The following is a 15,580-nucleotide window of genomic DNA, read 5'->3' as shown; positions in this document are numbered from 1 at the left end:
TTCATAAGCGTCTCATCCTCCGATCATCCATTCCAGACTAGTGTTGCCAAAAACATATTACCCCAATCCGGCGTAAAAGTCAAAATTGGTCAAAGAGAATTTGTTCGCCCGGTTCGTTAGGGCCTGCACCCCCTGAGACTATGGGAGGAGCTGGATAAGGGGGGATGAGAGGTTGTTGCAGGACTTTGGGATTATTTTGAATATTCGACAAATTTCGATGGAGGAGTTGGTGCCGAAAAACCGAATTTCTGAATCCTGGCTACTAGCTAATCTTCGGGAGGGAACTTATGAAACGTAAGAAGCTGCTTTCTGCTGCACTCGCCCTGTCACTCGGAATCGGTTCGGCCGGCGCCGGCGCGCTGCCGGGCGCATTCGCCGCCGGTTCCTCCGCTTCGCCGACGCTGTCGGGTTCCGGTTCCGCCGGGGCCGGGGCGTTCGATCTCGCGATCGCGAACGAAGACCGGCTCGTCGCGATGCTGAAGGCGGACGGCCGCATCGCGGCGAACGCCACGCCGGCCGAAGCGCAGGCGGCCGTGAGCTCTTTCCTTCGCGCGAAGGCGCAGGCCGCCGCGGACGCCGCGCAAGACGGCGAACTGCAGTCGCGGCAGACGAAGCGGGATCGCGCGATGGAGGAGAAGCTGCTCGCGAACGGGTTGACTCGCGGGAGCGGGAACAAGCTCGGGCAAGCCAAGAAGAACGTCGTCCCTTCCGCGCAGGCGGAGGCTTGGAACGGGGGACGCGTGACCGACCGCGTGCTCGTGCTCTTGATCGAATACCCGGACTTCCCGGCGAACGCCATCGCGCCGGAGGAGACGGATATGTATTATGACGAATACTTAAAATCGCACTACGAGGATATGGTGTTCGGCGCGGACGGCTATGCAGGCCCGAACGGCGAGCGCTTGACCTCCATGAAGCAATATTATGAAGCGCAATCCGGCGGCAGCTATACGGTGGAGGGCGAAGTAGCCGGCTGGTATATGGCGAGCCAGCCGTCCTCGTATTACGGGGCGAACTATCCGGGACCGGACGATAACGACATTCGTCCTCGCGCGTTGGTGCAGGAAGCGCTCCTGGCCGCGGCGGCGGATCCGTCGATCGATCTCGCTTCGTACGATCAAGAGGATCGGTACGATCTGGACGGCGACGGAGACCTGCGCGAGCCGGACGGACTCGTCGACCATCTGATGGTCGTCCATTCCTCGGTCGGCGAGGAAGCCGGGGGCGGCGCCCTCGGCGGAGACGCCGTCTGGTCGCATCGCTCGAACCTGGGCGGCGTGGCGACGCTGCCGGGCACGACGGCGAGCGTGCCGTATTGGGGCGGCTTGATGGGCGCGTACGACTACACGATTCAGCCGGCGGACGGCGCGGCGGGCGTCTTCGCGCACGAGTACGGCCACGATCTCGGGCTTCCGGACGAATACGACACGATCTATTCGGGACAAGGCGAAGCGGTCGGATACTGGTCGATCATGTCCAGCGGCTCTTGGGCCGGCGCGGTGCCGGGCACCGAACCGACGGGCTTCAGCGCCTGGTCGAAGGAATTCCTGCAAGCGAATCTGGGCGGCAACTGGCTGTCGGGTTCGGCGATCCATATCGACGACATCCCTGCGGGCGGCGTCGTCGCGACGCTCGACGAAGCGGTCACGAAAGGCGCGAACGACGACGTCGTCCGCATCGATCTGCCGGATAAGGTCGTCACGGTCAACACTCCGTATAGCGGAGAATACGAATATTACAGCGGCCGGGGCGACGAGCTCGATCGGTCCATGACGACGACGCTGGATTTGACCGGCGCGACCGGCGCGGCGCTGACGTTCAAGACGTGGTATCAGATCGAGGAGCAATGGGACTTCGGTTCCGTGCAAGTCCGCGCCGGCGGGGGCGCTTGGGAGTCGATTCCGGGCAACCTGACGACGACGCAGGACGATTACGGTCAAAACCCGGGACACGGCATCACCGGCCATTCGAACGGCTGGGTCGAGGGCTGGTTCGACCTTTCGGCTTATGCCGGGCAATCGATCGAGCTGCGCTTCAACTATTGGACGGACGTCGCCGTCTCGGAGATGGGCTGGTACATCGACGACATCGCGGTTACGATCGACGGCGAGACGGTTCTGTCGGACGGCGCGGAGGCGTCGACGGAGCCGGCGTTCGCGCTCGACGGGTTTACCGTCGATACGGGAACGTTCACGGCGGCGCAATATTACTTGCTCGAGTGGCGTTCGCACAACGGCGTCGACGCCGGACTGGCGCATATCCTCCGGGGAGACAGCTTGATGTCGTACGACCCGGGCCTCTTGATCTGGTACGTGGACGAATCGTACACCGACAACTGGACCGGCATTCACCCGGGCGAGGGCTTCCTCGGCCTCGTGGACGCGGACCAGAAGGTCGTGAAGTGGAGCGACGGCGTGCCTGCCGCTTCGCGCTTCCAGCTCCACGACGCCGCGTTCGGTCTCGAGAAAGGCGAGAAGATGGACATCGATTATACGTCTATCTACGGTCTGACGATTACGGATCCGAACGCGTCGCATAATCCGCTGTTCAACGACGGCGCCGATTACGCGAACGCCGGGCTGCCGGACGCAGGCCGCCTGCTGCCGCAGTTCGGGCTGAAGGTAGGGGTGATCGGCGAAGCTTCCGATCGCTCCGCCGCTCAGGTGCTCATTTATAAGTAAGCGATAGTTCGACGACGCCGCTCGTCCTTCGGGACGGGCGGCGTCTTTCGATTCTAGCTGTCTTTCCGACCTCATTTCTTTCGCTCGGGTAGGGTGTTCGCGGTAACGCGCGACCACGCGGTTCGTTCGAATCTGATTCCAATACTTATGGGCCTGCGTGTTTGGAGTGGACTGCTGCCTGAGCAAAAGAAATCAGGTTAGAAAGAGACGCAGCGGGTACACCGCCCGGGCTCGTCCTCTGGGCCCTCCTTATATGAAGTGTGTCGGAAGCGGAACGCCCCGACGCCCCACGCGGGGCAAATAAAAAAAAGCCCCCGCGATTGCGGAAGCTCTTGTTGGTATGTATGGCGCGCCCGCAGGGAATTGAACCCCGATCTCAGGCTCCGGAGGCCTACGTCATATCCATTGGACCACGGGCGCGTGTTGTTGTGACAGCGAAATTAAGTATATGACATCCGCGGAGAAAATGCAAGCCCGTAAAAAATCCATTTTCCGGAAGGGTCAAATTTCTTTGAAAAGGAGTTGCATCCTTCCAAACGCTAGAGTAAAATGATGTTAGTGGGACGGAAAACGGATGGTCGGGACGTAATTGGTCCCACAGAAAGATTCCTCCCCGTTTGACGCCGGCGCGAACCGGATAAAATGAGAAGGTCAAGCGCTCGCGAAGAAGATCGTTATGCGCGCGGCGCGGCAAGGGGAGGTTCGTCATGCGGACCGTTCTCGAAATTCAGAGAGTGTTGGCTCCGGACGTCGTGGACGTTTTGAAGAAGCGATATACGATTCTAAGGCATCTCCGGCACGCCGGGGCGGTCGGACGGCGCACGCTGGCCGCCGCGCTCGGCATGTCGGAGCGCGTGCTGCGCGCCGAGACGGAATTTCTGAAGTCGCAAGGGCTCGTCGACATCGAGACGTCGGGCATGCGCGTCAGCGATGCCGGCATCTCCCTGCTCGCGGACATGGAGCCGATGATGAAGGAATGGTTCGGTCTCGCGGAGCTGGAGGATCGGCTCGCCGCGGCGTTCGGGCTGCGCCAAGTCGTCGTCGTCCCGGGCGACGCCGACCGCGACCCGCTCGCGAAGCGGGAGCTCGGCAAGGCGGGCGCCGCCGAGCTGACGCGAGCCGCGGCGGCGATGGAACGCGCGGACAACGAGCCGCTCGTCGTCGCGATCACCGGCGGCTCGACGATCGTCGAGGTCGCCGATCACCTCAGCGCGTCGCAAGGCCTGAAGGGCGCCTTGTTCGTCCCCGCCCGCGGGGGCCTCGGCGAACGGGTCGAGCTGCAGTCCGGCACGATCGCGTCCACGATGGCGAAGCGCACGGGCGGCGGCTACCGGCTGATGCACGTGCCGGACGACGTCGGCGAAGAGGCGATCGCCACGCTCATGAGCGAACCCCATATCCGCGAAGTGGCAGATATTGTGCGGCGCGCCCGCATTGCGGTGCACGGCATTGGGGAAGCCTATGAGATGGCTCGCAGAAGACGAGTGGACGCGGAGACGATTCAGAAGCTCCGCACGGGCGGCGCGGTGGCCGAATCGTTCGGCTACTACTACAACAGGGCCGGAGAAGTCGTGCATCGGATGCCGACGGTCGGACTCCGGCTCGAGGACATCCAGCGCATGGAGACCGTCATCGCGGTCGCCGGCGGCGGAAGCAAGGCGGAAGCGATCGCCGCCGTCTTGAAGAACGGGCAAGAAGACGTATTGATTACCGACGAAGCGGCCGCCATGGCCATGCTGCAGTTCAGTTCTCTTGACGCAAGCACCTGATATGATGTACCGGAAACACCCAGGCGGCAGCGCGTCTTGATATAAACATATTTTTTAGGAGGTTTTCTTCATGGTAAAAGTAGGCATTAACGGTTTCGGTCGGATCGGGCGCAACGTATTCCGCGCAGCCTTGAACAACCCGGATGTAGACGTAGTCGCGATCAACGATTTGACGGACGTCAAGACGCTCGCGCACTTGCTCAAATACGACACGACGCACGGCAAGCTCGACGCGACGGTAGAAGCGGGCGAAGGCGCCCTGATCGTAAACGGCAAGACGGTGAAAGTATTTTCCGAGCGCGACCCTGGCAACCTGCCGTGGGCAAGCGTAGGCGCGGAAATCGTCGTCGAGTCGACGGGCATTTTCACGGCGAAGGAGAAGGCGGAAGCTCACCTCAAGGGCGGCGCGAAGAAAGTCATCATCTCCGCTCCGGCGACGAACGAAGACATCACGATCGTTATGGGCGTCAACGAAGAGAAGTACGATCCGGCGGCGCACACGGTCATCTCCAACGCGTCCTGCACGACGAACTGCTTGGCGCCTTTCGCCAAAGTGCTCAACGACAGCTTCGGCATCGTCAAGGGCATGATGACGACGGTTCACTCGTACACGAACGATCAATCCGTGCTCGACCTGCCGCACAAGGACCTGCGCCGCGCGCGCGCCGCTGCGGAGAACATCATCCCGTCCACGACGGGCGCGGCGAAAGCCGTCTCCCTCGTATTGCCTGAGCTCAAGGGCAAGCTGAACGGCATGGCGTTCCGCGTCGCTACGCCGAACGTATCCGTCACGGACCTCGTCGTCGAAGTGTCCAAGAACGTTACGGTCGAAGAAGTGAACGCCGTCCTGAAGGACGCTGCGAACTCCCGCCTGAAGGGCATCATGAACTACTCCGAGGAGCCGCTCGTCTCGAGCGACTACAACGGCGACCCGGCTTCGTCCACGATCGACGCATTGTCGACGATGGTCGTAGGCGACAACATGGTGAAGGTCGTCTCCTGGTACGACAACGAGTGGGGCTACTCGAACCGCGTCGTAGACCTCGTGTCCTACATCGCCGGCAAGGGCCTCTAAGATTCGCGAACACACATCCCGCAGGGAAGGAAGGCGCTCCGGCAAGCAAGGCGGGGGCGCCTTTCCGCGGGTCTAGACCTAAATCCGGAGGTAATGGACCATGGCATATAACAAGAAGAGCGTAAGAGACGTAGACGTATCTGGGAAAAGGGTGTTCGTTCGCGTAGACTTCAACGTACCTCTCGAAAACGGCGCGATCACCGACGACACGCGCATCCGCGAAACGCTGCCGACGATCAAGTTTTTGATCGAGGGCGGCGCGAAGGTCATTCTCGCAAGCCATCTCGGCCGACCGAAGGGCGAAGTCGTCGAAGAGATGCGGCTGACGCCGGTCGCGGCGCGCCTCTCCGAGCTGCTCGGCAAGCACGTTGCGAAGGTAGACGAAGCGGTAGGCCCGGCGGCGCAAGCGGCGGTCGACGCGCTTCAAGCGGGCGACGTGCTGCTGCTCGAGAACGTACGCTTCTATAAGGGCGAAGAGAAGAACGATCCGGAGCTCGCGAAGCAATTCGCCGCGCTCGCGGACTTGTACGTGAACGACGCGTTCGGCGCGGCGCATCGGGCGCACGCCTCCACGGAAGGCATCGCGCATCATCTGCCGGCCGTCTCGGGCCTCTTGATGGAGAAGGAGCTGTCCGTGCTCGGCAAGGCGCTGTTCAACCCGGACCGCCCGTTCACGGCGATCGTCGGCGGCGCGAAGGTGAAGGACAAGATCGACGTCATCAACAAGCTGCTCGAGATCGCGGACAACGTCATCATCGGCGGCGGCTTGTCTTATACGTTCCTTAAGGCGCAAGGCTACGAAATCGGCAAGTCGCTCTGCGACGATTCGAAGATCGACGTAGCGAAAGAATTCATGGCGAAGGCGAAAGAGCGCGGCGTGAACTTCCTTATGCCGGTCGACATCGTCGTCACGGACGACTTCAGCCCGACGGCCAACACGCAGATCGTCGGCATCGACGGCATTCCGGCGGAGTGGGAAGGCATCGACATCGGACCGAAGACGCGCGAGATGTATGCCGACGTTATCAAATCGTCGAAGCTCGTCGTCTGGAACGGACCGATGGGCGTGTTCGAGATCGAGCCGTTCTCGCACGGCACGCGCGCGGTAGCGGAAGCTTGCGCGGAGACGTCCGGTTATACGGTCATCGGCGGCGGCGATTCCGCGGCGGCGGTCGAGAAGTTCAACCTCGGCGACAAGATGGATCACATCTCCACCGGCGGAGGGGCTTCCCTCGAGTTTATGGAAGGCAAGGCGCTTCCGGGCGTCGTAGCGCTTAACGATAAGTAGGAGGTAGTTCGAGAGATGAGCAGAACACCGATTATTGCAGGCAACTGGAAAATGTTTAAAACCGGCGCGGAAGCGTCCGCCTTCATCGCGGAAGCGAAAGCGGCCGTCGCCGCCGTCTCCGGCGTCGAAGCGGTCGTATGCGCGCCGTTCACGGCGCTTCCGGCGCTCGTGGAGTCGACACGCGGCACGGCGATCGCCGTAGGCGCGCAAAACATGCACTGGGAAGCGAACGGAGCGTTCACGGGCGAAGTATCCGGCCCGATGCTGGTCGACCTCGGCGTGAAATACGTCATCCTCGGCCACTCGGAGCGCCGCCAATACTTCGCGGAAACCGACGAAACCGTCAACAAGAAGACGAAGGCCGCTCTGAGCTACGGCTTGATTCCGATCGTCTGCGTCGGCGAGAAGCTGGAAGAACGCGAAGCCGGCAGCACGAAGGACGTCTGCCGCGTGCAGACGCTCGGCGCATTGGAAGGCCTGTCGGCCGAGCAAGTCGCGTCGCTCGTCATCGCGTACGAGCCGATCTGGGCGATCGGCACCGGCAAGTCGTCCACGGCGGCCGACGCCAACGAAGTCATCGCTTATATCCGTTCCGTCGTCGCGGAAGCGTTCGGCGCCGACGCGGCCGCGAAGGTCCGCATTCAATACGGCGGCAGCGTGAAGCCGGAGAACGTGCGCGAGTATCTCGGCGCGTCCGACATCGACGGCGCTCTGGTGGGCGGCGCATCGCTGCAGCCGAACTCCTATGTCGCGCTGGTGGAAGGTGCGCGGGCATGAGTCGTCCGAAACCGGTAGCGCTGATCATTCTCGACGGCTTCGGACTGCGCGGCGACACGCATGGCAATGCGGTCGCGCAAGCGAAGAAGCCGAACTACGACCGGTACTGGAACACGTACCCGCATACGACGTTGACCGCGCACGGCGAGGCGGTCGGCCTGCCGGAGGGCCAGATGGGCAACTCCGAGGTCGGTCACCTGAACATCGGCGCCGGTCGGACCGTCTATCAGGACCTGACGCGAATCTCGAAGTCGATTCGGGATAACGAATTTTTCGAGAACCAGACGTTGATCGGCGCGGTTCGCCACGCGAAGGAGAACGGCAAGAAGCTTCACCTGTACGGCTTGCTCTCCGACGGCGGCGTGCACAGCCACATCGGCCATCTGTTCGCGCTGCTGGAGCTCGCGAAGAAGGAGCAGTTCGAGGAAGTGTATATCCACGCATTCCTCGACGGCCGGGACGTCGCGCCGGACAGCGCGCGCAAGTATATGGGCGAGCTGCAGGAGAAGATCGCTTCGATCGGCGTCGGCCGCATCGCGACGGTGCAAGGCCGCTACTATGCGATGGACCGCGACAAGCGCTGGGAGCGGACGGAGAAGTCGTACCGCGCCATGGTGTACGGCGAAGGCCCGACGTACGCCGACCCGATGCAAGCGATCGTCGAATCGCACGAGAAGTCGGTGTTCGACGAGTTCGTCATGCCGACGGTCATCGTCGGCGAAGACGGCCGGCCGGTCGGCTTGGTGGAAAGCGGCGATGCGGTCGTGTTCTTCAACTTCCGCCCGGACCGCGCGATCCAGCTTTCGCAAGTATTCACGAACGCGGATTTCCGCGGGTTCGACCGCGGCGAGAAGGCGCCGACGGGCTTGTACTTCGTCTGCTTGACGCTCTTCAGCGAGAGCGTGGACGGATATGTTGCTTATAAGCCCAAAGAATTGGATAATACTTACGGGGAAGTGCTCGGCCAACACGGACTGAAGCAGCTCCGCATCGCGGAAACCGAGAAGTATCCGCACGTGACGTTCTTCTTCAGCGGCGGACGCGACGTCGAGCTTCCAGGCGAGACGCGCATCCTGATCAACTCGCCGAAGGTCGCCACGTACGACCTGCAGCCGGAGATGAGCGCTTACGAGGTCGCCGCGGCTTGCGTCGCGGAGATCGAAGCGGAGCGCCACGACGCGATCGTGCTCAACTTCGCGAACCCGGACATGGTCGGCCACTCGGGCTTGCTCGAGCCGACGATCCGCGCGGTCGAAGCGACGGACGAATGCTTGGGCCGCGTCGTCGACGCGATCCTGGCGAAGGGCGGCGTCGCCGTCATTACGGCGGACCACGGCAACGCGGACGTCGTCACGAACGACGACGGCACGCGCAACACGGCGCACACGATCAACCCGGTGCCGCTCATCGTGACGCGCGAAGGCGTCTCCTTGCGCGACGACGGCATCCTCGCGGACATCGCGCCGACGCTGCTGCAGCTGCTCGAGCTGCCGAAGCCGGTCGAGATGACGGGGAACACGCTGCTGAAATAACGGCGAATTTGCAGTTGTTTTTACGGCGGAGATCCAGGTCGGCGGGAATAACGGCATAAGTGCATCTATTTACGGTAGGTAGAGCCGATTCGGGTTCGAATACCTGCACTTTTGCGCTTATTCGGGACGGAACGGCGAATTTCGGCCGAAATAACTGCATTTTTGCGCTTGTTGCTACCGGAAAACAACCCAATGCATCATAGGCTTCGGCCTACTGAAATAACCTTATCTAAGGAGTGTACTATCCATGACGATTATTGCTGACGTTTACGCACGCGAGGTGCTCGACTCCCGCGGCAACCCGACGGTCGAAGTCGAAGTAAAGCTCGAATCCGGCGCCAAAGGCCGCGCCATCGTTCCGTCCGGCGCCTCCACGGGCGCGCACGAAGCCGTAGAGCTTCGCGACGGCGACAAGGGCCGCTACCTCGGCAAGGGTGTCCTCAAGGCCGTCCAGAACGTTAACGAAGCGATCGCGCCGGTCATCATCGGCCTCGACGCGCTCGAGCAAGTCGCGATCGACAAAGCGATGATCGACCTCGACGGCACGCCGAACAAGGGCAAGCTCGGCGCCAACGCGATCCTCGCGGTTTCGATGGCGGTCGCTCGCGCCGCCGCGGACGCGCTCGACATTCCGATCTACAACTACCTCGGCGGCTTCAACGCGAAGCAGCTGCCGGTGCCGATGATGAACATCGTCAACGGCGGCGCGCATGCGGACAACAACGTCGACGTACAAGAGTTCATGGTACTGCCGGTCGGCGCGCCGACGTTCGCCGAAGCGCTTCGCGCGGGCGCGGAAGTGTTCCATGCGCTGAAGTCCGTTCTTAAGGAGAAGGGTCTGAACACCGCCGTAGGCGACGAAGGCGGGTTCGCGCCGAACCTCGGCTCCAACGAAGAAGCGCTGCAGACGATCATCACGGCGATCGAGCGCGCAGGCTACAAGCCGGGCGTCGACATGTTCCTCGGTATGGACGTCGCGTCCACGGAATTTTTCAAGAACGGCAAATACGAGCTTGAAGGCGAAGGCAAGTCCTTCACGCCTGCCGAGTTCGTAGACCTGCTCGCAAGCTGGGTCGACAAGTACCCGATCATCACGATCGAAGACGGCTGCTCCGAAGACGACTGGGAAGGTTGGAAGCTGCTGACGGATCGCCTCGGCGGCAAAGTGCAGCTCGTCGGCGACGACTTGTTCGTCACGAACACGGAGCGCCTCGGCAAGGGCATCGAAGAAGGCATCGGCAACTCGATCCTGATCAAGGTCAACCAAATCGGTACGTTGACGGAGACGTTCGACGCGATCGAGATGGCGAAGCGCGCGGGCTACACGGCCGTTATCTCTCACCGTTCCGGCGAATCCGAAGACAGCACGATCTCCGACATCGCGGTCGCTACGAACGCAGGCCAAATCAAGACGGGCGCGCCGTCCCGGACGGACCGCGTCGCGAAGTACAACCAATTGCTTCGCATCGAAGACAACTTGAACGTCGCGGCGCAATACGCCGGCAAGAAGGCGTTCTATAACTTGAAGAATTTCAAGTAAGATAGAAGGGTGCGGAGCGGGGGAGCCCGCCGCGCAAACTTTGCTCAGCATAGGGGGAGCCGCTCATGGGCCGATGGATCGTCACGCTAGCGTTACTAGTGGGATGCTTCGCGCTTACGGAGTGGCTCCCCTTTTCTCCGTATTTCCGCAACATGGACACGATGATTCACGAATTCGGCCACGCCGCGGCGACGCTGCTGTTGTCCGGCGAGGTGCAATATATCCATTTATACGAAGACCACAGCGGGGTGACGTTGTCGGCCGTGGAGAGCGGCTGGCGGCTGCTTCCGGTGTCGTTGTCGGGCTATATGACGGCGTCGCTGTTCGCGGTGCTGTTGTTCGCGCTGCACCGGCACGGACAGCATCGGCTCGGCCTCGCGATCGTCACCGTCGTGGCGTTGGTATGCTTAGTGCTGTTCGTCCGCAACGACTTCGGCACGCAGTGGCTGCTCGGCTTCATCGGCATCAACGTCGTCGCCTTCGTTCTGCCGATCGGCTTCGTCCGGGTCGCTTACTATTTGCTGCTCGCCTTCCTGTCGTTGGTGGAATCCGTGGTCGGCGCAATTACGATTACGATTCTGGCGGCGACGACGCCGAGCGGGGCCGGGGACGCCGCGAACCTCGCGAACGCGACCGGGATTCCCGCCATCGTCTGGGGCGTCTTCTTCCTGCTGTTCGCGCTCTGGTGCGCGAAGCGGGCGATCGGCCACTTCTTGCCGCGGCCGAAGAAGCCTTTATTTTCGAAAAAACGCGGCGTATCGCCGCTGTCATAGGAGCATTTTCCGAACATGATTCATTCTCTGACTCCACGATTCTTATACATGCCGGCGGACGGGTCGGTCGATCGGCCGATTCTGGGCGCGGTGCTCGGGAACGAACGAATGCTTTATATCGACGCAGGCAATTCGAAGCGGCATACGGCCGCCTTCCGGGAAGGCGTGCGCGCGGCGGCGGGGGCAACCCGAGACGCGGTGACGGCGCTGACGCATTGGCATTGGGACCACAGCTTCGGCGCCTCCGTCGATGCCGTACCGCTCCTCTCGCACGCGAGGACGCGCGACAAGCTTGCGACGCAAGTCGGCCTCGACTGGTCGGACGCCGCGATCGACGAACGGGTCTCCGCCGGAACCGAGATCGAGTTTTGCGCGACCTATATGAAGAAGGAGTTCGGGGACGACCGGGACGACATCGAAGTGCGGCTGCCGGACGCGACGTTCGAGGGAAGCATGACGCTGCATCTCGGCGGCGTGTCGTGCCGCATCGACCGCGTCGGCGGCGTGCATGCTGACGATTCGTGCTTGTTCTATGTACCCGAAGAGAAAATCCTGTTCATCGGCGACGCGCTCGGACCCGCGATCTACGACGGCCCGCGGTATTACAAGGCGGACGACCTGCTGCGGCTGGTCGACCTCGTACGCGCCTACGACGCAGAGTGGTACATCGAGTCTCATTACAAGCCGGTAGACCGCGCAACGTTCTGGGCGGAGATGAAGGAGTTCGAGACGTTGGCCAAGCTGGCGCTCGCGCACGGCGAAGACGAGGGACGAATCGCTCGCGAGCTGGCGGAAGCGTTGGGGCGGGAGCTGACGGAAAGCGATCGGCAGACGGTTTCGCAATTCTCGCTCGGCGCGCGCCGAAGCTGAAAACGTTGCCTTGTCCGGCAATGTATGATACTATTGCTAATACGTGAGTTTTGTCCGCGATTCAGTACATTATGTCCTGCGGATGCAAACACCTGAAATGGTCTCGGTAAACGGCATTGTCCTTTATCGAGAGACGTATATACCGTTTATCCTTGGTTCGGAGGTGGAACGTTTGGAAACATTGTTTAAAGTGCTTTTGATCATTTTCTCCGTCGCTTTGATCGCGATCGTGCTGCTCCAGAAGGGGAAGAGCGCAGGCTTGTCCGGCGCCATCACGGGCGGTGCGGAGCATCTGTTCGGCAAGCAGAAGGCGCGCGGCATGGAGCTTGTGCTGCAACGCGTGACGATGGGCCTCGCGGCCGGCTTCTTCATCCTGACCATCGTGGTTGCTTACGTTGTCGGTTGAGGCTAGGAACAATTATACATGAATGCGTTCGATGCACAGCAGGTTACGCTAAACCTGCTGTTTTTGTTTTGCCTGCGAGTGGATACACTAGTAGTAACGAATCGGGGTGATGCGCTTGGTTACGAAGCAAGAGCTTCTTGAGTTTATGCAAGAGACGGCCTATAAGCCGATGACCGTCCAGGAGTTGGAGACCCATTATGGCGTCGACGGGGCGGAGGAGTTTAAGGAGCTGGTGAAGCTTCTGAACGAGATGGAAAACGAGGGCGAAGTCATTCGCACGCGCACGGACCGATACGGCGTGCCGGAGCGGATGAACCTCGTGCGCGGCCGGCTGCATGCCCATCCGAAGGGGTTCGGATTCCTCATCCCGGACGATCGGGATCATCCGGACATCTACATTCACCTGAACGACATGAAGGGCGCGATGCAGAACGACACCGTCATCGGCCGCGTCACGGGCCGCGGCGGACCGAACGGCACGAAGCTCGAGGGCGAGGTCGTGCGCGTCGTGAAGCGGGCGAATTCGCAAATCGTCGGCACCTTCGACAACCATGAGACGTACGGCTTCGTCCTCCCGGACGACAAGCGAATTCAGAAGGATGTGTTCATCCCCCGCGAGAAATTCATGGGCGCGGTGAGCGGACAGAAGGTCGTCGTCAAGCTCGTGACGTTCCCGGACGGCCGGGCGGCGGCGGAAGGCGAAATCGTCGAAATTCTCGGCCATAAGGACGATCCGGGCGTGGACATCTTGTCCATCATCCGCAAGTTCGGCTTGCCGGAGGCGTTCCCGCCGGAGGTCATGGAGGAAGCGGAGGCGGCGCCGGATACGATCCGCGAGGAAGAGCTCGTCGGACGGCGCGATCTGCGCGGGCGCACGATCGTGACGATCGACGGCGAAGACGCGAAAGACCTCGACGACGCGGTCGACGTACAGCGGCTCGAGAACGGCAACTATTTGTTAGGCGTCCACATCGCGGACGTCGGCTATTACGTGAAGGAAGGCTCGGCGCTCGACCGCGAGGCGTTCAACCGCGGCACGTCCGTCTATTTGGTGGACCGCGTCATTCCGATGCTGCCGCACCGGCTGTCGAACGGTATCTGCTCGCTGCATCCAAGGGTCGATCGGCTGACGCTCTCCTGCGAGATGGAGATCGACCCGACGGGCAAGGTCGTCCGCCATGACATCTTCCCGTCCGTCATTAAGACGGTCGAACGGATGACGTATAAGAACGTACGTCTGCTGGTCGACGAAGAAGCCGATCCGGAGCCGGAGCTGCTCGAGCGGTATAAGGAGCTGCTGCCGTTCTTCCGTCAGATGCGCGACTTGGCTTTGATTCTGCGCGAGAAGCGGATGCGCCGCGGCGCGATCGACTTCGACTTCTCGGAATCGAAGGTGATCGTCGACGAGGAAGGCAAGCCGATCGACATCGTGAAGCGCCCGCGAACGATCGCGGAACAGATGATCGAGGAATTCATGCTGGCGGCGAACGAGACGGTGGCGGAGCATTTCCACTGGCTTAAGGTGCCGTTCTTGTACCGGATCCATGAGGATCCGGACGGCGAGAAGCTGCTGCACTTCATGCAGTTCATCACGAACTTCGGTTATGTGGTGAAGGGGAAGGGCAACACCGTCCACCCTCGCGCGCTGCAATCGCTGCTCGAGGAGATCAAGGGCGCTAAGGAAGAAACCGTCATCTCCACCGTTATGCTTCGCTCGATGAAGCAGGCGCGGTACGACGCGGAGTCGCTCGGCCACTTCGGCCTCGCGGCGGAATTTTATTCGCACTTCACGTCGCCGATTCGGCGGTACCCGGACCTCGTCATTCACCGCATCATGCGCGAGGTTATCGATAACGGCGGCGCGCTGACGGATCATCGCCAGGAGTATCTGGCGTCTCGGATGCCCGATATCGCCCAGCAATCGTCCGAGCGCGAACGGCTCGCGGTCGACGCGGAGCGGGAGACGGACGCGCTCAAGAAGGCGGAGTACATGGTCGACAAGATCGGCGAGGAATTCGAGGGCATCATCTCGTCCGTGACGTCGTTCGGCATGTTCATTGAGCTGGAAAATACGATCGAAGGTCTTGTTCGCCTAAGCGACCTGTCCGACGACTATTACCACTTCCACGAGATGCAGCTCGCGCTCATCGGGGAGCGGACCGCTCGCGTGTTCCGCATCGGCGACGAAGTGAAGGTGCGCGTCGCCCGCGTCAACGTCGACGAGCGGAACATCGACTTCGAGCTCGTCGACATGAAGTCGCGCGCCGGCGGTCGGGCGAACGTCATTCGCGCCGACGCGGACGCGGTGCACCGAGGCGCTGGCGGCCGCACGAAGCGCAGCCGCGGCAAGGTGATCGCGGCCGAGGGGACGCAGGAGCGGAACGCCCGCGGGACGCGGAACGCCGCCGGCGAAAGCGGCGGCGCGGACTTCTGGGGCTTCAAGCCGAGCGGCGCGGGCAAGCGCCGCGCCGGCGGGGCGGGCGCCGGTCCGAGCGGCGGCGGCGGCACCGGCGGAGGCCCGGGCAAGCGCAGCGCGGCCGGCGGCAAGAAGAAGCCGCGTACGGGCGGCTTCGGCGGCGGCTTCGCCGCGGGGCCCGGCTCGGGCAAAGGCGCCGGAGGCGGCGGCAAGAAGAAGGGCCGCAGCGGTCCGCGCGCCGGCGGAGGCCCGCGCACGTCCGCGTTGATCGCGGTCGAGGCATCGACCGAGCTGACGCCGCCGCGCTTCGACGTGAGCGGCGAGCCGAAGAAGAAGCGGTGGAAGAAGAAAAAGCGCAAAGACTAAGCATTCGTTTCGGTCGCGCTCCTCGCGGGGCGCGGCCGATTTTGCATAAAAGCGACCGTCCGAAGGGCAAATTACTCCTAACCAAGG

Annotated in this window: 11 protein-coding genes and 1 tRNA gene; 11 read left to right on the top strand and 1 reads right to left on the bottom strand. The window is 62.0% G+C overall.

Going from position 1 to position 15,580, the window contains the following annotated elements; all coding sequences use genetic code 11:
- Nucleotides 1-287 precede the first annotated feature (287 nt).
- On the top strand, nucleotides 288-2,681 hold the full coding sequence (locus FE782_RS26170) for an immune inhibitor A domain-containing protein (protein WP_138197315.1): 2,394 nt from the start codon (nucleotides 288-290) through the stop codon (nucleotides 2,679-2,681).
- 345 nt (nucleotides 2,682-3,026) lie between these two features.
- Here FE782_RS26170 and FE782_RS26165 read toward each other — a convergent pair.
- Nucleotides 3,027-3,101: transfer RNA gene (locus FE782_RS26165), tRNA-Arg, on the bottom strand.
- 287 nt (nucleotides 3,102-3,388) lie between these two features.
- Here FE782_RS26165 and FE782_RS26160 point away from each other — a divergent pair.
- The 10 genes from FE782_RS26160 to rnr all read left to right on the top strand — a co-directional run bounded on the left by FE782_RS26160 (nucleotide 3,389) and on the right by rnr (nucleotide 15,493).
- Entirely contained in the window at nucleotides 3,389-4,450 is a 1,062-nt protein-coding gene (locus FE782_RS26160) for a sugar-binding transcriptional regulator (RefSeq protein ID WP_138197314.1), read from the top strand.
- Nucleotides 4,451-4,520: 70 nt separating this feature from the next.
- A complete protein-coding gene (gene gap / locus FE782_RS26155) occupies nucleotides 4,521-5,525 on the top strand; it encodes a type I glyceraldehyde-3-phosphate dehydrogenase (protein WP_138197313.1) in 1,005 nt (334 codons plus the stop codon).
- Nucleotides 5,526-5,625: 100 nt separating this feature from the next.
- Nucleotides 5,626-6,813: a phosphoglycerate kinase gene (locus FE782_RS26150; RefSeq protein WP_138197312.1), complete on the top strand. Its 1,188-nt coding sequence runs from the start codon at nucleotides 5,626-5,628 to the stop codon at nucleotides 6,811-6,813.
- Between the two features lie 15 nt (nucleotides 6,814-6,828).
- A complete protein-coding gene (gene tpiA, locus FE782_RS26145; RefSeq protein ID WP_138197311.1) occupies nucleotides 6,829-7,590 on the top strand; it encodes a triose-phosphate isomerase in 762 nt (253 codons plus the stop codon).
- Entirely contained in the window at nucleotides 7,587-9,122 is a 1,536-nt protein-coding gene (gene gpmI / locus FE782_RS26140) for a 2,3-bisphosphoglycerate-independent phosphoglycerate mutase (RefSeq protein WP_138197310.1), read from the top strand. Before tpiA ends, gpmI begins: the two co-directional genes overlap by 4 nt.
- A 247-nt stretch (nucleotides 9,123-9,369) precedes the next feature.
- Nucleotides 9,370-10,662 (top strand): phosphopyruvate hydratase, encoded by a 1,293-nt coding sequence (gene eno / locus FE782_RS26135; RefSeq protein WP_138197309.1) that lies wholly within the window; start codon nucleotides 9,370-9,372, stop codon nucleotides 10,660-10,662.
- A 65-nt stretch (nucleotides 10,663-10,727) separates the two neighbouring features.
- On the top strand, nucleotides 10,728-11,435 hold the full coding sequence (locus tag FE782_RS26130) for a M50 family metallopeptidase (protein ID WP_138197308.1): 708 nt from the start codon (nucleotides 10,728-10,730) through the stop codon (nucleotides 11,433-11,435).
- Between the two features lie 15 nt (nucleotides 11,436-11,450).
- A complete protein-coding gene (locus tag FE782_RS26125) occupies nucleotides 11,451-12,305 on the top strand; it encodes an MBL fold metallo-hydrolase (protein ID WP_138197307.1) in 855 nt (284 codons plus the stop codon).
- Nucleotides 12,306-12,477: 172 nt separating this feature from the next.
- A complete protein-coding gene (secG, locus tag FE782_RS26120) occupies nucleotides 12,478-12,711 on the top strand; it encodes a preprotein translocase subunit SecG (RefSeq protein ID WP_138197306.1) in 234 nt (77 codons plus the stop codon).
- 115 nt (nucleotides 12,712-12,826) lie between these two features.
- Nucleotides 12,827-15,493, top strand: a complete 2,667-nt coding sequence (rnr, locus tag FE782_RS26115; RefSeq protein ID WP_202914610.1) for a ribonuclease R — start codon at nucleotides 12,827-12,829, stop codon at nucleotides 15,491-15,493.
- Nucleotides 15,494-15,580: the final 87 nt, after the last annotated feature.

This window comes from Paenibacillus antri (assembly GCF_005765165.1).
In the GTDB taxonomy this organism is placed as follows: Bacteria; Bacillota; Bacilli; order Paenibacillales; family YIM-B00363; genus Paenibacillus_AE; species Paenibacillus_AE antri.
Note: the sequence above shows the minus strand (reverse complement) of the source record. Positions and strands in the feature narration are given on the sequence as shown.

Coding starts and splice junctions, on each gene's coding strand:
- FE782_RS26170 (WP_138197315.1), top strand. CDS start 288: ATGAAACGTAAGAAGCTGCTTTCTGCTGCACTCGCCCTGTCACTCGGA.
- FE782_RS26160 (WP_138197314.1), top strand. CDS start 3,389: ATGCGGACCGTTCTCGAAATTCAGAGAGTGTTGGCTCCGGACGTCGTG.
- gap (WP_138197313.1), top strand. CDS start 4,521: ATGGTAAAAGTAGGCATTAACGGTTTCGGTCGGATCGGGCGCAACGTA.
- FE782_RS26150 (WP_138197312.1), top strand. CDS start 5,626: ATGGCATATAACAAGAAGAGCGTAAGAGACGTAGACGTATCTGGGAAA.
- tpiA (WP_138197311.1), top strand. CDS start 6,829: ATGAGCAGAACACCGATTATTGCAGGCAACTGGAAAATGTTTAAAACC.
- gpmI (WP_138197310.1), top strand. CDS start 7,587: ATGAGTCGTCCGAAACCGGTAGCGCTGATCATTCTCGACGGCTTCGGA.
- eno (WP_138197309.1), top strand. CDS start 9,370: ATGACGATTATTGCTGACGTTTACGCACGCGAGGTGCTCGACTCCCGC.
- FE782_RS26130 (WP_138197308.1), top strand. CDS start 10,728: ATGGGCCGATGGATCGTCACGCTAGCGTTACTAGTGGGATGCTTCGCG.
- FE782_RS26125 (WP_138197307.1), top strand. CDS start 11,451: ATGATTCATTCTCTGACTCCACGATTCTTATACATGCCGGCGGACGGG.